Source organism: Arcicella sp. GW458-12-2-14-TSB2 (assembly GCF_059423785.1).
Genome location: NZ_JBWKYN010000025.1, coordinates 1 through 19553, shown reverse-complemented (window position 1 = coordinate 19553; position 19553 = coordinate 1). Strand labels below are relative to the sequence as shown.

At 35.0% G+C, this 19553-nt stretch carries 15 protein-coding genes and 1 tRNA gene; 12 read left to right on the top strand and 4 right to left on the bottom strand.

The genetic code is table 11. The features are described from left to right. The first annotated feature begins 25 nt into the window (after positions 1-25). From AC07XN_RS05670 to AC07XN_RS05645, 6 genes are read left to right on the top strand one after another with little or no spacing between them, the layout of a single operon-like run. Positions 26-1102, top strand: a complete 1077-nt coding sequence (locus tag AC07XN_RS05670; RefSeq protein ID WP_494742323.1) for a DegT/DnrJ/EryC1/StrS family aminotransferase — start codon at positions 26-28, stop codon at positions 1100-1102. Between the two features lie 5 nt (positions 1103-1107). Beyond that, positions 1108-3159 carry a glycosyltransferase family 39 protein gene (locus AC07XN_RS05665; RefSeq protein ID WP_494742322.1) on the top strand — a complete coding sequence of 684 codons (2052 nt, stop codon included), beginning with the start codon at positions 1108-1110 and terminating at the stop codon, positions 3157-3159. A 19-nt stretch (positions 3160-3178) separates the two neighbouring features. Further along, positions 3179-3877 carry a WbqC family protein gene (locus AC07XN_RS05660; protein WP_494742321.1) on the top strand — a complete coding sequence of 233 codons (699 nt, stop codon included), beginning with the start codon at positions 3179-3181 and terminating at the stop codon, positions 3875-3877. Between the two features lie 47 nt (positions 3878-3924). After that, positions 3925-4584 carry an acetyltransferase gene (locus AC07XN_RS05655; RefSeq protein ID WP_309919773.1) on the top strand — a complete coding sequence of 220 codons (660 nt, stop codon included), beginning with the start codon at positions 3925-3927 and terminating at the stop codon, positions 4582-4584. Further along, on the top strand, positions 4581-5519 hold the full coding sequence (locus AC07XN_RS05650) for a glycoside hydrolase family protein (protein WP_494742320.1): 939 nt from the start codon (positions 4581-4583) through the stop codon (positions 5517-5519). The genes AC07XN_RS05655 and AC07XN_RS05650 overlap by 4 nt, the downstream gene beginning before the upstream one ends. Before the next feature lie 60 nt (positions 5520-5579). Beyond that, positions 5580-6599 carry a glycosyltransferase family 2 protein gene (locus AC07XN_RS05645; RefSeq protein WP_494742319.1) on the top strand — a complete coding sequence of 340 codons (1020 nt, stop codon included), beginning with the start codon at positions 5580-5582 and terminating at the stop codon, positions 6597-6599. Positions 6600-6644: 45 nt separating this feature from the next. On the opposite strand, the gene AC07XN_RS05640 is transcribed toward AC07XN_RS05645, so the two are convergent. Continuing rightward, a complete protein-coding gene (locus AC07XN_RS05640; RefSeq protein WP_494742318.1) occupies positions 6645-7910 on the bottom strand; it encodes an asparagine synthetase B in 1266 nt (421 codons plus the stop codon). Between the two features lie 161 nt (positions 7911-8071). Here AC07XN_RS05640 and AC07XN_RS05635 point away from each other — a divergent pair, with 161 nt between their 5' ends. The 3 genes from AC07XN_RS05635 (at position 8072) to AC07XN_RS05625 (ending at position 10875) form a co-directional block, all read left to right on the top strand. Then, a complete protein-coding gene (locus AC07XN_RS05635) occupies positions 8072-9313 on the top strand; it encodes an ABC transporter permease (protein ID WP_309919785.1) in 1242 nt (413 codons plus the stop codon). A gap of 148 nt (positions 9314-9461) precedes the next feature. Continuing rightward, a tRNA-Leu gene (locus AC07XN_RS05630) sits at positions 9462-9545 on the top strand. Positions 9546-9660: 115 nt separating this feature from the next. Then, on the top strand, positions 9661-10875 hold the full coding sequence (locus AC07XN_RS05625) for an alpha/beta hydrolase-fold protein (RefSeq protein WP_494742317.1): 1215 nt from the start codon (positions 9661-9663) through the stop codon (positions 10873-10875). Positions 10876-10967: 92 nt separating this feature from the next. On the opposite strand, the gene AC07XN_RS05620 is transcribed toward AC07XN_RS05625, so the two are convergent. Continuing rightward, positions 10968-11888: a helix-turn-helix domain-containing protein gene (locus AC07XN_RS05620; RefSeq protein ID WP_494742316.1), complete on the bottom strand. Its 921-nt coding sequence runs from the start codon at positions 11886-11888 to the stop codon at positions 10968-10970. 16 nt (positions 11889-11904) lie between these two features. Beyond that, positions 11905-12774, bottom strand: a complete 870-nt coding sequence (locus AC07XN_RS05615) for an SDR family oxidoreductase (protein ID WP_494742315.1) — start codon at positions 12772-12774, stop codon at positions 11905-11907. A gap of 207 nt (positions 12775-12981) precedes the next feature. Between AC07XN_RS05615 and AC07XN_RS05610 the strand changes: the two genes are divergently transcribed. From AC07XN_RS05610 to AC07XN_RS05600, 3 genes are read left to right on the top strand one after another with little or no spacing between them, the layout of a single operon-like run. Further along, on the top strand, positions 12982-13488 hold the full coding sequence (locus tag AC07XN_RS05610) for a GbsR/MarR family transcriptional regulator (protein WP_309919791.1): 507 nt from the start codon (positions 12982-12984) through the stop codon (positions 13486-13488). Between the two features lie 55 nt (positions 13489-13543). Then, positions 13544-14365: a thiol-disulfide oxidoreductase DCC family protein gene (locus AC07XN_RS05605; RefSeq protein WP_494742314.1), complete on the top strand. Its 822-nt coding sequence runs from the start codon at positions 13544-13546 to the stop codon at positions 14363-14365. Positions 14366-14367: 2 nt separating this feature from the next. After that, entirely contained in the window at positions 14368-15294 is a 927-nt protein-coding gene (locus tag AC07XN_RS05600; protein WP_494742313.1) for a TIGR01777 family oxidoreductase, read from the top strand. Positions 15295-15462: 168 nt separating this feature from the next. On the opposite strand, the gene metH is transcribed toward AC07XN_RS05600, so the two are convergent. Continuing rightward, positions 15463-19284, bottom strand: coding sequence for a methionine synthase (metH, locus tag AC07XN_RS05595; protein ID WP_494742312.1), 3822 nt, complete (start codon positions 19282-19284; stop codon positions 15463-15465). Between the last annotated feature and the right edge of the window lie 269 nt (positions 19285-19553).

Sequence of the window (19553 nt, the reverse complement as noted above, 5' to 3'; positions counted from 1 at the left end):
ACTTATTCTATCATAACATCAACAAATGATAAACGTTACAAAAACATACCTACCTCCGATTGAAGAATTCCAGCGATATGTAGAAGGTATCTGGCAGAGAAACCAATTAACTAATAATGGGCCTTTAGTTCAGGAATTAGAAAGAAAGCTCAAAGAATACCTAGGCGTAAAACATTGTTTTTATGTGAGTAACGGAACTATTGCTTTACAAATAGCCCTAAAAGTACTGAATGTTACTAAAGAAGTAATTACTACTCCATTTTCATATTGTGCTACTTCCCATTCAATCGTTTGGGAAAACTGTACGCCTATTTTTGCTGACATTTCTCCTGATGATTTTTGTATAGACCCTTCAAAAGTTGAAGCCCTAATTACTGAAAATACAGAAGCTATTTTGGCTACTCACGTATATGGTAATCCTTGTGAAGTAGAAAAATTGGCTGACATTGCCAAAAAGCATAACATCAAATTAATTTATGATGCAGCACATGCTTTTGGGGTAAAAGTAGATGGAACGTCTTTATTTAATTTTGGCGATATAAGCACTTGTAGTTTTCACTCGACCAAAGTGTTTCATACCACAGAAGGCGGTGCTATTTTCACAAACGATGATAATTTAGCTTATCTGATTGATAGTTATAGAAGTTTCGGACATAAGAGTGATACTTATTATACGATTGGCATTAATGGTAAAAACTCTGAATTCCATGCTGCAATGGGGCTATGTGTTTTGCCAAAGGTTACTGAAATTGTAGAAGCTCGTAAAAAGATTTTTGAATTATACGACCGACTATTGAATTGGGATAAATTAGTCAAGCCTGTCGTGAAAGTTCCTATTGAAAGTAATCATGCTTATTATCCTATTTTTCTGGAATCAGAAGAAATATTGTTACAAGTAAAAGCGGCACTTGAAGCTGAGAACATTGTTCCTAGAAGATACTTCTACCCTTCTTTAAGTACCTTAAAGTTTGTTACTGAACAAAGTAATTGTCCAATTTCAGATGACTTTGCTCCTAGAGCTTTGGCATTACCTCTTTACTATGATTTAGCACATACCGATGTTGAAAGAATTAGTACGATAATCAATAACACTATTTCATAAACAATATGACTTTCTTGTATCCTATCATATTTGCCATTTTTATTGGCTTTGTATTTAGAGTATCGGCACGAGTTTGTCAAAAATCATTAATTGACATTATTATTATCGCTTATGTTGTTTTTTGTGGAAGTGTTATCTTAACAGGTTTTACGCTCTCTGAAATCAACAAAATGAATGATAGAAGGTTTTGGGCTATCGGTGTATTTATTCCTGCTTATATTTTCTATATTCAATTCAACAATTTCTTCGGGAAAGATAGGAACGAAAACTTTACTATTTTTCAAATAATTGGTAGCAGAATCCAAGCCGTCTGGAATTGGTTTGGTAATTTATCACTATTCTTAAAATTTATCTTCGGTGGTCTTTTCATTACCTTAGCGATTATTGAAATTACCAACTTTATCCTAATCTGCTATACTCCTCCTAATGAATGGGACAGCATGACTGGTCATTTAAACCGCTTGTTGTACTATCTTCAACATGGAACGATGGCTCATTTTGGCGGAACAAACTGGAACATAGACACTTATCCAAGAAGTGCTTGTACTATCCAAATCTATAATTACCTAATGTCTGGCAAGGTTGAAAACTGGTTCAAAGCCATTCATCATACTGCTTATTGGATGATAGGATTCAGCGTTTTTGGTATTGCAAGAAGTATTAGTAAAAATCTTACTGCAAGTTTTTTTTGTGGTTTAGTTGTTTTGATGTTGCCTGATGTATTAAAACAAGCCATTACAACTGAGTCTGATGTTGTACTTGCTTCCTATTTGGGGTGTCTGGTATATTTTCTATTTAGCTTTAATGAAAAGAAGAAAAGAAGATACATTTACTTAGCAGGATTAACTTTTGGCATAGCTTTAGGTCATAAAATAACCTTTGTATTTTCGCTTCCACCTGTGTTTTTGATATTGCTTTATACCGTTTTCAAAGAAAATGAAAAAAGCAGTTTATTCTCTATCACATTTGTTCATTTTAAACACCTGTTCGTAGCCTTTGTACTTGGCTTTATATTATTTACGCTTCCTGCAGGTTATATTCCTAATATTCAAGAATATCACCACCCGATTGGTCCTCCTACTGCTTTAAAACACCAGTCGATTGACAGAGCAGGTACGAAGGCAAACCTCATCAAACAGGGGTCTCGTAATGTTCTTAGGTATAGCATCGACTTAATCAATTTAGATGGCTTCCGAAATTGGGATGAAGGAGAAAAGCTGAACAGAGCCATGAAAAAACCAATCATGTGGTTTGAAAGAAATGTCCTTAAAACTCGTTTAGAAGCTGAAACTGATTTTACGATTGTTCCATTTACGTATAATAAACGATTCGAGTTTTATAATATGAGTCCTTATTGGGGCATTTTTGGCTTCGCTTTAATTATTCCATTAATTTTATTAGTCTTAATTGGGGTTATCAGAAACAAGGCCGTTTATTATTATTTGGGTCTCGCATTTGTTTTACATTTCATAGCACTGTCATATACGGCTGCCTATGACCCTTGGAAAGGGAGGTACATGATCAGTACGGCGATTTTTGCTGTTCCTTTTCTGACATTACTTTTCACAGGAAAATATTCTATCGAAAAGCCTAATCATGTGGTCTTAAAAACCTATGTGGGTTTTGTAGTAGCTATTGGTATCGTTTCGGGGCTGTTAGCAACATTTTTAAACTATAGATGTTTACCAATAAGTGCCTACGGAAGAAAGTCTGCTTTTGATATGACGAGAATGGAAATATTAACAGAAGCCAGACCCGACATTACTAAGGCTTATGAGAATTTCAATAAGCTTGTTCCACAAAATGCAACAGTGGCATTAGCAACGATAAATGATGATTATGAATATCCGCTTTGGGGAGATAAATTGACTAGAAAGTTAATTGTTATTAACCCATTTGAACAAGGGTTGAGACCTATTCCAAAAGAAGCTGATTATTTATTCTTTGCTAAAAGTGTAATTAAACCACAAATAGGCGATATTCGCTTAGGAACTGATACAACGATGGTTAATGTAATTGTAAAAGGTGAAGATTATTACCTCCGAAAATTACGCTAGTCATCCTTAAAGACTGATTATGAAAATTGCCATTATGCAACCCTATATATTCCCATACATTGGGTATTTTCAATTAATTAATGCTGTTGATAAATTTATAATTTATGATGATGTTAATTATATCAATAAGGGCTGGATTAATCGTAATAGGATATTAGTCAATGGAAACGATAGTTTATTTACCATTCCATTGAAAGAAGCAAGTCAGAATAAATTAATTAATACAATTGAGGTTAACTGGGACGCTGCTTGGAAAAGTAAATTTCTAAAAACAATAGCATTAAGCTATAAAAAAGCACCGTTCTATGAGGATGTTCTTCCGTTAATTGAAAAAACGATTAATACAGAACAGACCAATATATCAGCAGTAATTACGAATAACCTAACAATTATTGCAGCATACCTAGACATTACTACTGAAATAGTATCAAGTTCAAGTATATACGTCAACACTCATTTAAAAGCACAAGAAAGAATCATTGACATTTGTTTGCAAGAAAAAGCTGATACATATATCAATCCGATTGGTGGTCTTGAATTATATGATAAATCTGCTTTTAGCGATAGAGAGATGGAACTGTTTTTTATCAAAAGTAAACCTTGTGTTTACCCTCAATTTAAAAATGAGTTTGTACCTTGGCTTTCAATCATTGATGTGTTGATGTTCAACTCAAAGGCAACGATTAAAGAATACTTGGATAACTTTGAGTTAGTGTAGATGACATTAAAAGAAATGGTTTTCATACTTAATAAATACCTTACAAGATGGCAAAAGTAGTAGTTTTCGGAACGGAATTAGTGGCAGAATTAGCACACTATTATTTAACACACGACTCTGAGCACGAAATTGTTGCTTTTACAGTCAATCAGGCATATATCAAAGAACCTACTTTTTGTGGACTTCCAGTGGTTCCATTTGAGGAGGTAACTACGCTTTATCCTACGACTGAATATAAGTTTTTTGCTCCGCTTTCTGAACGCAAAATGAATCAGGTGAGGGCAAAAGTATATCAAGAAGCAAAGGATAAAGGATATGAATTTATTTCATACATCAGTTCTAAGGCGACTGTTTTGACTGATAAAATCGGTGAAAACTGTTTTATTTTAGAAGATAACACCATTCAACCTTTTGTAACGATTGGGAACGACGTAGTACTTTGGTCAGGTAACCATATTGGTCACCATAGTGTGATTAAAGACCATGTTTATTTTACCTCACATATCGTACTCTCTGGTCGCTGTATTGTTGAACCTTATTGTTTTTTGGGTGTAAATGCCACAATCAGAGATGGCGTGCATTTAGCCGAAGGTACACTGATAGCTATGGGAACGAATTTCACTGGTAAAAAGACGGATGAATGGAGTATTTATAAAGGTAATCCAGCGGAAAAAGCAAAAGTTTCAAGTAAAGACATTAATCTATGATTTGGGAGAAAAAAGGGTTGATATATAAGCCTGATGGCAAATTTGGCTGGAATCAAACACATGCTCATGTGGTTTGTGCTGACACTAATTTTGAAGATAAAGTAAGAATTTATTATTCTGCACGCGACCAAAAGGGAAGATGTGTCGCATCTTTTCTGGATTTGAATCCTAGCAATTTAGCAGAAGTAATTTATGTGCATGATAAACCCATTCTTGAATTAGGAACAGCAGGTACTTTTGATGACTGTGGCATCATGCCAACTTGGTTATTGCATCATCCTAATGGCGAAAAGTGGTTGTATTACATCGGTTGGACAGTTAGAAATACGATTCCATACCATAATTCAATCGGGATTGCCAAAAGTACGGATGGATTAAATTTCACCAAGTTATTTGAAGGGCCTGTTATTCATACCATTGCTACTGAACCTCTTTTTAATGGAAGTTGCTGTGTTTTATTCGACAAAGGGATTTTTAAAGTATGGTATCTCAATTGTACGCATTGGTATGATGCTCCTGATGGAAAATTAGAACCCTGTTATAATATTAAATATGCGGAGTCTGAAGACGGTATCAACTGGGTTCGCCAAGGGAAAATTGCCATAGATTATAAAGATGCCGTAGAAGGAGGAATTTCTAGACCATCCGTTTTAATAGAAGACGGTATCTATAAAATGTGGTATTCTTACAGAGCCATCGATGATTATAGAAACAATGTAGCACGAAGCTATAGGATTGGCTATGCAGAATCAGATAATGGTATCGATTGGACAAGATTAGACGACCAAGTAGGGATTGATGTATCCGAAAGCGGTTGGGATGCTCAAATGATAGAATATCCTTTGGTGATAAACCACCTTGATAAGAAAATAATGTTTTATAACGGGAACGGTTTTGGTGCTAGTGGTTTTGGTTATGCTGAAGCTAAGCTTTAATGTTATTATTTTCTACACTACTTTATTTTAATTTAATTAATAATTATAACGCGTCTGATAATGTCTGAAATAATCAAACCTGAAGTAAGCATTCTTGTTACTGTTTATAATCACGAACATTTTCTTAGAGAGTGCTTAGATAGCCTAGTAAATCAAGTTACTAATTTCAAATTTGAAATTGTCATTGGCGAAGATTGTTCTCCAGATAGCTCTAGATTTATTGTCATTGAATATGCCAACAAATACCCAGATATTATTGTACCCCTTTTGTATGAAGTAAATCAGGGTTCTAAAAAATGCCCTGGTAAAGGTAATTTTGTCAATACTTTTTATCAATGCAAAGGTAGATACATCGTCCATATTGAAGGTGATGATTATTTAATCAACAATCATAAACTTCAAATGGAATATGATTTTCTTGAGCAAAACCCAGAGGCATCTGCTTGCTTTCATAATGCCATTATGGCGTATGAGGATGGCTCAGGGAGACCCAATGAAAATATTAATCCACCCGACCAAAAAGACAAAATATATCCAGAAGATTTACTTACTAAAAAGGAAGTGTGGTTTATGGCTACAGCCAGTGTAATGTTTAGAAGACATTTGATTGGTGAGAAATTCCCAGATTGGTTTTTGTTATCTAAAAGCGGTGATATTCCCCTTTACCTCCTCTTATCAAGCAAAGGCTATATTGGTTATTTACCAGAAGTAATGTGCGTTTACAGAAGACATTTAGGTGGTATGAGCTATACTGATAGTAACCTTGATGAGGTTTTTATTAAGAATAGGATGTTTATGTATTCAAATGTTGATAAAGAGTTAGGTTATAAATATACCCATTTGATTAAACCCATTCTTGGTGAATATTATTTATTGCTGACGAATGTTTTTAAAATAAGGAATCAATATTTTCAAAGTATCTATTTTGCTTTTATTTCATTGTATTTATCAACACCCAATTCAAGCAAGCACTTAAAAGATGTTTTACAGACGTTTATTATTCCTTATGGACTGATGAAAGTTTATGCTAATGTAAAATGGAAAATAGAAACGCTATTTGGCAAAAAAGGCTCTCAATAATTTGAGAGCCTTTTTTATGGACCAGACAACAATATTTTTTGCCGATTAAGTCTTTTGCTTTTTCTTCTTCGCAGCAGGGAAAAGTACATTATTGAGAATCAATCGATAACCCGGTGAGTTGGGATGTAAATTCAAATCGGTTGGTTCTTCATTCACATAATGTCTATAATCCTCAGGGTCGTGTCCGCCATAAAACGTCCAGAAGCCTTTCAGAAAAGTGCCGTGAATGTATCTAGCTTCATTTAAAGAACGATTCTCGCCTAATACTACTACTTCAGGTTTTATCAATTCTTTTTTATAAGAAGTAGTTTGCCCCATGAATCCATGAATCGTTGTTTCATGATTTTGTGTCAACATCGTTGGGATAGGATCCCATTTAGCAGAAAACTGAAATAGGTTAAAAAAATCATTCTCCTCTCCTACTGGTCTCGATTCGTTGGAATAGGCTTCAATATTTGAAAACTCTATTACCTGTGGCAGAAAAATTAAATTAAAGTTCTGAAAAGCAAAAGTTTTAGTAAAGTCAAGCTTTCCATTGGCATTTTTATCATAACCATCGCCATCATAAAATGCATCGACGATATCAATTCCTTCGGCCGATAATGCAATATCGTAGGTATCTGTAGCCGTACACATGGCAAACATATATCCTCCGCCTGCTACAAATTCTTGAATCTTTTTAGCTACGCCTAGTTTCAATTGAGATACTTTGTCAAAGCCAAATTTTTGAGCGTTCTTTTTATCTTCCCTCAATTGTGCCTGATACCATGGTTGCCCGCTTTGGTTTAAAAACTTACCCATTTGTCCTGTAAAATCTTCGTGATGCAGGTGTAGCCAGTCGTATTCAGGCAACTTACCATTCATTACCTCATCATCAAAAATCAAATCATAGGGTATTTCGGCATAAGTCATCGCTAAGGTAACGGCATCATCCCAAGGTTGGGCCGTTTTAGGAGAATAAACAGCTACTCTGGGTGGTTTTTGCAATTTGACGACATCCATATTTACATCAGGACTAGTTACCTCTGCCCTAATTTGCGAAGCTTGTCCTTCCGAAATCACTTCGTAACTTACCCCTCGGATAATTAACTCATTCTCGAATTGCTGTGCTTGTGGGAACATAAAAGCTCCGCCTCTATAATTCAAAAGCCACTCTACTTCTGTATCATGCGTTTTAAGAATCCAATAGGCAATTCCGTAAGATTTTAAATGGTTTTTTTGAGTGTCATCCATCGGAATCAAGATCTGAGAAGCCCATAAACGGCTTGTAAGCGTCAAGAATATGATAAACGGAAATAATAGCCTTTTCATTGGTGAAGTTATTTAAGTTCTCTGAACTAAATTTGTTATTCATAAACGATAAACGAATTTAGTATATTATTAGTGCTAATCACAATCCAGATTAGGATTAAACATACATTCGTCATAATTTATGTTGGTTTCAAATCGAATCCATTTCAATATCCACAACTATGAATTTATTAGAAAATATTCGTGAGGGCTTGCGCTCTATCAAAGCAAATATGCTTAGAACCACCCTCACTGCCCTAATCATTGCCATTGGTGTGACTGCCTTGGTTGGTAGCCTTACTGTAATTGATGGTATTCAAAGCTCTGTAAACAACAGTTTTGCAGGGCTAGGTGCTAATGCCTTCGACCTTAGAAACAGAGATATTTTCAAAATCAGAAAAGATGGCGAGAAAGAAAAAAACTATCCCCAAATTGATTATCGTGAAGCAAAATTATACAAAGAGAAATTTGGTCATTCAGCCATTATTGGTCTAAAAATTAATGTTAGTTTTTCAGTAGAAGTAAAATATGAATCGAAAAAAACCAATCCCAATTCAAGGATAATGGGTACTGACGATAATTTTATGGATATAAAAGGCTATAAAATTTCGAAAGGAAGAACATTCTCAGCCAACGATTTACAGTATGCTGTAAATGTTTGTATCATTGGTGTAGACATTGTGGATCAACTCTTTGGAAAAAATATTAATCCTCTTGATAAAGAAATCAATATTCTTGGACAAAAATTTAAAGTAATAGGCTTACTAGAGAAAAAAGGTAGTTTGATGGGCGGTGGTGACGACAGAGTAATCTTTATGCCTTTAGAAACAGGAAGAAAGATGGCTCAAGGCAAGACCCTCACTTATGATATTGTTACTTCTGTTCCTAACATTACAGATATTGATAATGTAATAGAAGAAGCTAGAGGGGTGATGAGGATTATCAGACAAGACCAAATCGGTCAACCAGATTCATTTTCAATAGAACGTTCGGATTCTTTGGCTAAACAGTCTGAAAGTATTACAGGTATTCTAAGAATAGCAGGCTTTGGCGTAGGTTTTATTACCTTATTGGGTGCTGCCATTGCTTTAATGAATATTATGTTGGTTTCAGTTACTGAACGGACGCAAGAGATAGGTATTCGAAAGTCATTAGGAGCTACCCCCTATCTAATTCGTTTACAATTCCTGATTGAAGCCATTGTAATTTGTATTTTAGGAGGTTTAGGCGGTATCTTTTTAGCCATTATTATTGGTAACATCTTTGCTCAATTATTAATGAGCGGAACTTCAAGCTTTATTATTCCTTGGCTATGGATGTCAGTCGGAATTGGAGTTTGCGTAGTGGTAGGTTTATTTTCTGGAATATATCCAGCTTATAAGGCCTCAAAACTTGATCCGATAGAATCGTTGAGATATGAATAATTTTTTTTCAAATTTATTCAATCAACAATCAAGCTAGTAATCAGAAACTTACAAGAACACTTACAAAAAAGTTTCAGATTAATTAAATGTTAAGGTTGTGTAGTAAAAAAGTATCACTTATCTTTGCATCAAGTTTGAGAAATCAAATGCCCAGATGGCGGAATTGGTAGACGCGCTGGTCTCAAACACCAGTGTCTTCACTGGCATGCCGGTTCGACTCCGGCTCTGGGTACAAATACCTTTTACGTTATCGTAAAAGGTATTTTTGTTTTATCTATAATCTAATATTTCTTTTTGGATTTTAAAAGTCTTAAGAAAAAATCAACAAGTATATTTTACTAAACCACATGAAATCATTTTATTTTTCTATTATCCTTCTATTATCTTCTTTTTATGTTCAGGCTCAGGAAGATACTCGCTTCACCACTGGGTTTGCTGAAATAATATCTTCAAAAATCTTAGGTGAAAATCGTGAAATATTGATACATATCCCTCAAAGTAATGGAGGTATTAGAGTAAAAGACAGGGGTAATTATCCTGTGCTCTATTTGTTAGATGGGGCTGAAAATTTCAACAGTGTAGTAAGTATTACCGAACACATGGAAGAATCAAGCCTTTGTCCTCCAATAATAGTAGTTGGAATCGTACATTCAAATAGGATGAGAGAATTAACAACTGGTACTGATAAAGAAATGCCTAAACAATTTGTTGGTAATGGCGAAATGTTCATGTCTTTTGTTGAAAAAGAACTTATTCCACATATCAATTCAACATATCCAACCACAACTTATAAAATATTGATTGGACATTCTGTTGGAGGCTTGACGGTAATTAATACTTTACTCCATAATTCAAGTTTATTTAATTCATACGTTTCACTCGATGGTTCCTTATGGTGGAATAACGCTAAAGTCGTCAAAGAAGCTGAAACAATTCTAAGCACTCAAAATTACAAAGGAAAAACATTATTTATCGCTATGGCCAACCGTTTGGAAAAAGGAGTTGATACCCTAAGCGTCCAAAAAGATACAAGCGAGAATACAGATCTTATTCGTGCGAATTTAAAATTCATTAAAGAACTTCAAAAAACTAAAAAAAACCAGCTACGATACAAATATAAATTCTATGAAGATGACAATCATCCCTCGGTGAGGTTAATAGGAGAATATGATGCACTAAGATTTATTTTTGATTTTTATAAGCTTAAGATTTACGACAGTGAATTAGAAAACCCAAATTTTAACTTAGATTCATTATTGGTTGCACACTATAGCAACATTTCTAAACAAATGGGGTATATTATTAAGCCCAGTGAAAACCAAATTAATAATCTTGGTTACCAGATGTTGGGTGCAAAGCAATTCAAAAAAGCTGAATCTCTATTCATACGCAATATTACCAACAATCCCAATAGTGCAAATTGTTATGATTCTATCGGTGATTTATACCTTGCAACTGGGGATAAAACCAAGGCAATTATGTCTTTCAAAAAAGCTTTGACCTTAAAAGATATACCTGAAAGTAAAGAAAAATTGGAAAAATTATTGAACGAGAAGAAATAAGTAATATTCTCAATAGTATTATTTTGAATTATTCGTGAAGTGCATTAGCGGAATAAATAGATTTAAGCTCTATTATTCCGCTATTTTCTTTACTAATTAAACGACTGTCTAAATGCCAATGGCGATAGATTTGTTTTGGTCTTAAACAATTTGCTGAATGATTGCGGATGTTCAAAACCTAAACCATACGCAATTTCGTTTACTGACAAATCAGTCGTTGATAACTTTTCTTTTGCTAAAGAAATTAACTTGTCATGTATAAATTGTTTGGTGCTTTGTCCTGTTAATAATTGAAGCAAACGACTCAAGTAACTGGCTGAAATGTTTAAGTGTTCTGCAACGGTCTGAACAGTTGGAATACCTTTAATAGCAAGATTTTCCTCATTAAAATATTCTGTCAAAAAAATATCCAACTGATTTATTGTTTTATGATTGGCTATTTTTCTGGTAATAAATTGTCGCTGATAAAAGCGATCTGAATAGGTAAGCAACAACTCTATTTGAGCTATCATAACATCTTGGCTGAAATCGTCAATATTGGTATGATATTTTATCGCAATTTTTTCAATAATGTCTGTAACCAACGTTTCTTCTTTTTCGGAAAGATGTAGAGCTTCGTTTACCTTGTAGCTAAAAAATCCGTACTGTTTTAGCTTTTTTGACAGTGGAGTATTCCAAAGGAAATCGGGATGAATTAGTAGTAGCCATCCTGAATGTTTGAACTCCTCTTGTGAGGATGCTTGAATAGTTAAAATTTGTTTAGGCGACATAAAGTGCATTACGCCTTCATCAAAATCAAAGTCTTGTTGCCCATATTTCATTTTTTGCATAAAGTTTTTCTTTAATGCAATTGAATAAAAATTGTGGATAATACTACTTAGACAATTGTTTGGATTTCGCTTAATATCTTCAAATTTTATCACACTTATCAAAGGATGTTCGGGCTTTGGCAACTCCATGAACCGATGATATTCAGCAATGCTGTTAATATGATATGGTGTTAATACATTCATCGTATAAAGACAGATTTTATAAGCCAAACAATATTTTTAAACCATCTTTCAAACCTGTTGGCTTCCTGCCTAATTGGTTTAAAAGGTCATTATAAATAACTGCTTCTTGATTGTGTTTAATATCAGTAATGAAACCTACAATTTTCTGAATCACTGGCTCTGGCAAATTTCTTTGTTTCATCATCGCTTTAAAAACATCTGCCTCAACATCGGTATATTTTACTTCTTTGCCTGTCAGTTCTGTAAGAACTCTTGCAATATCGTAAAACGAATAGGTTTTATCGCCTGTAAAATTGTAAATTTTATTTTCAAAGGCTTCATTCAACAAAACATTGGCCATTGCTTCACCCATTTCACTTCTCAATGCAAATGATACTTTACCATCACCTGCTGGCAAGTAAATACCATTTTCCAACGCTATATTACCACCAATAAACTGTGGAATAGCATCCATGTATAAAATGTTTCTAAAAAAGGTGTATTCAAGTCCACTTGCAATAATATAATCTTCAGTGTCAAAATGTTCGACCATTAATCTATTTACCAAAGTGTTTCTGTCATTCAAACATCTGCTTGTATAAGCAATATTTTTCACACCCTTTTTCTTGGCTGTGTCTATCACATTTTTATGCTCTTGCATTCTATCTCCTTGGTCACCTGATGAAATGAGCAAAACGGTATCAATGCCGTCCATCGCATTTTCAAGGGTAATTAAATCATCATAACTTCCAATAAATGAATTAAATCCCTTTGCTTGAAAGGCAACTCTTTTTTCTGGGTTACGTGTGATGATGGAAATTTGACTTGAGGGAATTTTTTTTATCAATGTTTCGATTACAGAACTACCCAGATGCCCTGTTGCTCCTGTTACTAATATTTTGTTCATCTTTTTTAAAATTTGAAACAAAGATCTGCAATAACTTAAAATTGTTTGTGTGCAAATCTGACATTGTGTTATTCAAATCTGACATTGCCTACATATTTTACAATTGCTTTTGGTGTTCCTATTATTTTGCATATATTAAATTATCCATTTAAAAAATTAAACTTTCAAAAAGTTTTGAAAGTTTAATTTGTATGCATATCTTTGATTATGGAATTAGCAGAAGGAAAACAAAAGTTTATTGAATCATGGGGAAAGCTTGGTTCTGAGTGGGGCATTAACCGTACAATGGCTCAAGTGCATGCCTTGCTCCTTATCTCACCTGAACCTATTACAACTGAGGAAATCATGGAAAGTTTAAGTATTTCTAGGGGCAATGCTAATATGACGCTCAGGGATTTGATTAGTTGGGGATTGATTGAAAAACAACATAAAGCTGGCGAGAGAAAAGAATATTTCTATGCTGATAAAGATGTTTGGAACATTGCAAGACAAGTAGCCAAAGAACGAAGAAAAAGGGAATTAGACCCTGTTGTCAAAATTTTGGATGAACTTTCTAAAGTTAATGGAGATTTAAAAAATCCTGAATTTGCAACTTTTCATAAATCAGTAACCGATATAAACAAATTTGCCAAAAATGTAGACAAAACCATTGAAACCATGCTCCATGCAGAAGAAAATTGGTTTTGGGGATCTATTCTTAAAATGTTCAAATGAGCATTTTTTTTTGATATAAACTTTCAATATTTACTGAAAATTCAATATACACAAAATGAAAACTTTACAAGACAATCTCATCTTATTTGACGCTGAATGTCCGATGTGTCAGTTATATACAAAGGCATTTGTTAGCGCTGGTTTATTAGACAAAAATGGTAGAACTGCTTATCAAGAATATTCAACTGAGGCATGTCCTTCACTTGATTGGCAAAGAGCAGTTAATGAAATAGCACTGATAAATCAGAAAACTGGAGAAGTATCTTATGGTATCGAGAGTCTCCTCAGGATTTGTAGCGTCGCAATGCCAGCTTTTGAACCTCTTTTTAAGTTTAGACCTTTTATTTGGCTAATGGCAAAACTATACGCTTTTGTTTCATACAATCGAAGAGTAATTATTCCTGCTCCTCTTGAAAGTGGGAGTTTTCAGTTCCAGCCGAGCTTTAAAAAACATTATCGGATTGCCTATCTTATTTTTAGCTGGTTGATAACTTCTCTTATTCTTAGTACTTATGGCAAACAGATGATTCAAATTTTGCCGAAAGGGCATATCTATCGAGAATTTATGATATGTGGGGGGCAAATTGTATGTCAAGCCTTTGTTATATTTTTCTACAAAAAAGAAAGAATATGGGATTATTTAGGAAATTTAATGACTATTTCCCTAGCAGGTGCATTACTCCTTTTGCCCGTTTTGATAGTAGGAAACTGGATAGCGTTTGATACTATCTTATATTTTACATGGTTTATAGCAGTGGTAAGCCTCATGTTTTTTGAACATCTCCGTAGAGCCAAGCTCTTACATTTAGGGTATTTAGTTACATTTTCTTGGGTATTATACCGCATCATTGTTCTGCTCATTATTTTTTTACTCTAATTATGAAATATAAGAAAATAGTACTTGCAGGAGGTAATGGTTATCTCGGAGGCGTGCTAACTGAATATTATAGACCTTTTACGGAGGAGATAATCATTCTGAGTAGAAGTAAGGCGAGTCGAGTGGGGAACATAACAACAATTCATTGGGATGCAAAAACATCTGGTGAATGGGAAGGGTATTTAGAGGAGGCCGACATGCTGATTAATCTTTGTGGCAAAAATGTAAACTGTAGATATACTCTCAAAAATAGAAAAGAAATTATTGATTCCAGAGTTATTCCAACACAGCTTCTTGGTAAAGCAATTGAAAAATTGAAGACTCCACCAAAGCTGTGGATTAATGTAACCTCAGCGACCATCTATCGACACGCTGAAGACCACCCACAAGATGAAACAACGGGCGAAATTGGTTATGGATTTTCAGTTGATGTTTGCAGGAAATGGGAGGATGCTTTTTTTCAAACAAATACACCTCTGACTCGCAAAGTAGCATTACGCATGGGAGTTGTTTTGGGAAGTAAGGATGGCGTTTTTCCTCGTTTACTAAACCTTGTAAAATTTGGTCTCGGTGGCAAGCAAGGAGACGGACAACAATACATTTCTTGGATTCATGAACAGGATGCAGCAAAGTGCACGGAATGGCTAATGAACAATGAAGAAGTTAAAGGCATTATTAACTGTACTGCTCCTGAACCTGTTAAAAATACTGATTTGATGGCTTCATTACGAAAATATTATGGAATTTCTTTTGGGGTAGCCTCACCTACTTGGCTACTGGAAATAGGGGCTCTCATGATAGGTACTGAAACGGAATTAATATTGAAAAGCCGTTGGGTAGTTCCAACACGCCTTCTAGCACATCAATATAAATTTATTTTTCCAACATTAACATACGCGATGAAAGACATTTTAAGTGTTAAGGTCTAATTATTATAATTGTTTTACACCAATGTTTTATACCTATAATTTGGTTTATGAAATGGTTCTACCATTTAAGTCACACTTAACTTTATAAAAAAATCCTCTCTCAACAAAATGTTAGGAGAGGATTCATTCTTTTATTATTGAGTATCGAGATTTCATCTCGATTTACTTTTAGTCATAATTCAACACTGGTGCTAACCATCTTTCCGTATCTTCCAAACTCATGTTTTTACGGTTAGCATAATCTACCACTTGGTCTTTAGCTATTTTACCTAACCCAAAATATTTACTATCAGGATGCGAGAAATACCAACCACTTACTGAACTAGCTGGATACATCGCAAAACTTTCTGTCAGGATAATGCCTAATTTTTCCTCCGCTTGTAATAAGGCAAACAAGGCTGCTTTTTCTGTATGGTCAGGACAAGCTGGATACCCTGGTGCTGGACGGATACCATCGTATTTCTCGGCAATTAAGTCTTCTGTACTTAAGTTTCCTTCATTTGAATAACCCCAGAATTCTTTTCGTGTACGTTCGTGCATCAATTCAGCAAATGCTTCTGCCAAACGGTCGGCAAGTGCTTTTACCATAATTGAGTTGTAATCATCATGATCGCGGTCATACTTTTCAATCAAAGACTCAATACCTATACCTGCAGTTACCGCAAAAGCACCTATATAATCTTGTTCACCTGTTTCAACGGGCGCAATAAAATCACTTAAACAAAGATTTGGTAAATGTGAGGCCTTTTGTCCTTGTTGACGTAAGTTGTGTAAAATCGTAGGATTAGCTTCCTTCTTTACTACACGGTATTCTTTGTGGGTATGCACTCCGTGCTTTTCACAAGGAATTTCACGGATTACTTCTTCAAAATCAGATAAAATAATATCATCTTCATTTGAATTAGCTGGATAAAAACCAACTACGGCACGGGCTGTTAATAATTTATTATCGATAATATCTTTCAATAAAGCCTGCGCATCGTTGAATAATTTACGAGCCTCCGCTCCTACTATTTCGTTATCAAAAATCTTTGGGTATTTTCCAGATAATTGCCATGTTGAGAAGAATGGAGTCCAGTCTATATATTTAGCTATTTCAGCTAAATCATAATTATCAAAATAACGATTACCCAGAAATGTTGGTTTTTTAGCTTTGAAGTTTGTCCAATCGATTTTGTCTTTATTTAACCTAGCTTTTTCAATAGGCACATAGTTTTTATCTTTTTGGCGACTAGCATGGTCGATTCTCATCTGCGCATACTGTCCTTTGATTTCATCAAAAATCTCTTGATTGGTCTGCTCACTCTGCATTAATCTACCTGCCACGGGTACACTTTTAGAAGCATCTAACACATGAATCACAGGTCCAGCATAATGCGGGTCTATTTTCACTGCGGTATGGATTCTTGAAGTAGTAGCACCACCAATCAACAAAGGTATTTTAAAGCCTTGACGCTCCATCTCCTTGGCAACCCCTACCATTTCATCTAATGAAGGCGTAATCAAACCCGAAAGTCCGATGATATCAACATTATGTTTTTTGGCTTCCTCTAATATTTTGGCAGTAGGAACCATTACGCCCAAATCAATGATTTCGTAATTATTACAGCCCAATACTACTCCTACAATATTTTTACCGATGTCGTGTACATCGCCTTTTACTGTAGCTAATAGTATTTTTCCTGCTGAAGAACTTTCGCCATCTTGCTTTTCTGCTTCAATAAACGGCAATAAGTAGGCTACGGCTTTTTTCATTACACGAGCCGACTTTACAACTTGTGGTAAGAACATTTTTCCTTCTCCAAACAAATCACCGACTACATTCATACCATCCATCAATGGCCCTTCAATCACGTGCAATGGCTTTTCTACAGACTGTCGAGCTTCCTCAACATCTTGGTCTATAAATTCAGTAAGACCTTTGATCAAGGCGTGTTCTAAGCGTTTTGATACAGGTAAATCTCTCCAAGCATTGTCTATTACTTGTTCTTTCCCCTTTGACTTTACGGTTTCTGCAAAGGTTACCAAGCGTTCGGTAGCATCATCTCTACGATTCAACAATACATCTTCACAAAGCTCCAGCATATCTTTTGGAATGTCATCATAAACACCCAACTGACCAGCATTTACAATACCCATATCCATACCAGCTTTGATAGCATAGTACAAAAAGACGGTATGCATGGCCTCACGAACAGGCTCATTCCCACGGAATGAGAATGAGATATTAGATACCCCACCCGATACTTTAGCGAAGGGAAGGTTTTCTTTTATCCATCGTGTAGCATTAATAAAGTCAACAGCATAATTATTGTGTTCTTCTAAACCAGTTGCTACTGTCAGGATATTTGGGTCAAAAATAATGTCTTCTGGAGGGAAGCCTACTTCATCTACCAAAATATCATAAGCACGTTTACAAATTTCTATACGTCTTTCATAAGAATCTGCCTGACCTTGTTCATCAAAAGCCATTACTACTGCCGAAGCACCATAACGTTTAACTTTCTCGGCCGATTCTCTGAACTTCGTTTCTCCTTCTTTTAATGAAATAGAGTTTACAATAGATTTCCCTTGTACACATTTCAATCCTGCTTCGATTACCTCCCATTTAGAAGAGTCAATCATTATGGGCAATTTAGCAATGTCTGGTTCAGCCATTAATAAATTCAAGAATGTTTTCATGGCTTCTACCCCATCAATCATTCCTTCATCCAAGTTTACGTCGATTACCTGTGCACCACCATCTACTTGTTCACGTGCTACGGCAATGGCATCATCATATTTCCCTTCGCGAATTAAACGAGCAAATTTCTTTGAACCTGTTACGTTACAACGCTCGCCAATATTGACGAACATGGTATCTTCCTTGATAATCAAAGGCTCTAAACCAGAGATTATCTGATGATTATGTACTTCAGGTAATTGGCGTGGAGGATATTTAGCAGCTACTGTTGCAATGGCTTTAATATGCGCAGGCGTCGTTCCGCAACATCCACCAATGATATTCATAAAGCCATGTTGAAGGAAATCTTCAACAATGACAGCCATTTCCTCTGGCGACTGGTCGTATTCACCCATTTCATTAGGTAAACCAGCATTAGGATGGGCAGAAACCATAAACGGTGCTTTATCAGCCAAAATCTGTACGTAAGGACGCATTAAATCGGCTCCTAAAGCACAGTTTAATCCTACTGAAAGTAAATCAATATGTGAAACCGAAGCCAAGAAAGCCTCAGTAGTTTGTCCAGATAACGTTCTTCCCGAAGCATCCGTAATTGTTCCAGAAACCATGACAGGTATTTTGGTATCTGGATGAGCTAGTGCTGCTTTAGGATTATTTTGTTTAGGAATAGAGGTGCTTTTTAAAGGACGAATCGTTCCGTTCTTTTTATCATTCTGATATAAATCTATCGCATATAAAGCCGCCTTAGCATTTAAAGTATCGAAGATTGTTTCTACTAATAATACATCCGCACCACCATCTACTAAGCCTTGTATTTGTTCGTAATATGCCTCTACTAATTCATCAAAAGTAACTGCTCTATAACCAGGGTCGTTTACATCAGGCGAAAGCGAGAGTGTACGGTTTGTTGGTCCAATAGACCCTGCTACAAAACGAGGTTTGTTAGGGTTTTTAGCTGTGTATAAATCTGCTACTTCACGCGCAATTTTAGCTGATTCGTAGTTTAATTCATAGACGTATTCTTCCATATGGTAATCAGCCATAGCGATAGAAGTACCTGAAAAGGTATTCGTTTCCGCAATGTCAGCACCTGCTTCAAAATACTTGGCGTGAATTTCTTTGATTACTTCTGGCTTTGTAATAGAAAGCATATCGTTGTTTCCCTTTACTTCATGCGGGAAATTGCGAAACTTTTCACCACGGTAATCGGCATCACTTAGTTTATATTCTTGAATCAATGAACCCATCGCACCGTCAAGCACTAGGATTCTGTTTTTCAAGATTTCTCTTATATTGGGATTGTTCATATCTTTTTATGAGCTATAAGCCATAGACTTATAACTTTATTTACTTATTTATCTTTCCGTGGCACAATATTATACACTTACATATAGATGAATATTCGGCAAAAACACTGAATAAATCGATGATTTCGTTTATAATAAAATACAAAAATACTTGTGTTCTTCCAAATAACATAAATTAGGCACAAAGTTATCCCAAAAAGATAATTCATTTGCTTTGTTGAATCAAATTGGATATTATTTCTACTTTTAAATAGTGAATAGGATAAAAT

Bases quoted from the DNA above. Each gene is read 5' to 3' on its own strand.
- AC07XN_RS05670 (WP_494742323.1), top strand. From the start codon at position 26: ATGATAAACGTTACAAAAACATACCTACCTCCGATTGAAGAATTCCAG.
- AC07XN_RS05665 (WP_494742322.1), top strand. From the start codon at position 1,108: ATGACTTTCTTGTATCCTATCATATTTGCCATTTTTATTGGCTTTGTA.
- AC07XN_RS05660 (WP_494742321.1), top strand. From the start codon at position 3,179: ATGAAAATTGCCATTATGCAACCCTATATATTCCCATACATTGGGTAT.
- AC07XN_RS05655 (WP_309919773.1), top strand. From the start codon at position 3,925: ATGGCAAAAGTAGTAGTTTTCGGAACGGAATTAGTGGCAGAATTAGCA.
- AC07XN_RS05650 (WP_494742320.1), top strand. From the start codon at position 4,581: ATGATTTGGGAGAAAAAAGGGTTGATATATAAGCCTGATGGCAAATTT.
- AC07XN_RS05645 (WP_494742319.1), top strand. From the start codon at position 5,580: ATGTCTGAAATAATCAAACCTGAAGTAAGCATTCTTGTTACTGTTTAT.
- AC07XN_RS05640 (WP_494742318.1), bottom strand. From the start codon at position 7,910: ATGAAAAGGCTATTATTTCCGTTTATCATATTCTTGACGCTTACAAGC.
- AC07XN_RS05635 (WP_309919785.1), top strand. From the start codon at position 8,072: ATGAATTTATTAGAAAATATTCGTGAGGGCTTGCGCTCTATCAAAGCA.
- AC07XN_RS05625 (WP_494742317.1), top strand. From the start codon at position 9,661: ATGAAATCATTTTATTTTTCTATTATCCTTCTATTATCTTCTTTTTAT.
- AC07XN_RS05620 (WP_494742316.1), bottom strand. From the start codon at position 11,888: ATGAATGTATTAACACCATATCATATTAACAGCATTGCTGAATATCAT.
- AC07XN_RS05615 (WP_494742315.1), bottom strand. From the start codon at position 12,774: ATGAACAAAATATTAGTAACAGGAGCAACAGGGCATCTGGGTAGTTCT.
- AC07XN_RS05610 (WP_309919791.1), top strand. From the start codon at position 12,982: ATGGAATTAGCAGAAGGAAAACAAAAGTTTATTGAATCATGGGGAAAG.
- AC07XN_RS05605 (WP_494742314.1), top strand. From the start codon at position 13,544: ATGAAAACTTTACAAGACAATCTCATCTTATTTGACGCTGAATGTCCG.
- AC07XN_RS05600 (WP_494742313.1), top strand. From the start codon at position 14,368: ATGAAATATAAGAAAATAGTACTTGCAGGAGGTAATGGTTATCTCGGA.
- metH (WP_494742312.1), bottom strand. From the start codon at position 19,284: ATGAACAATCCCAATATAAGAGAAATCTTGAAAAACAGAATCCTAGTG.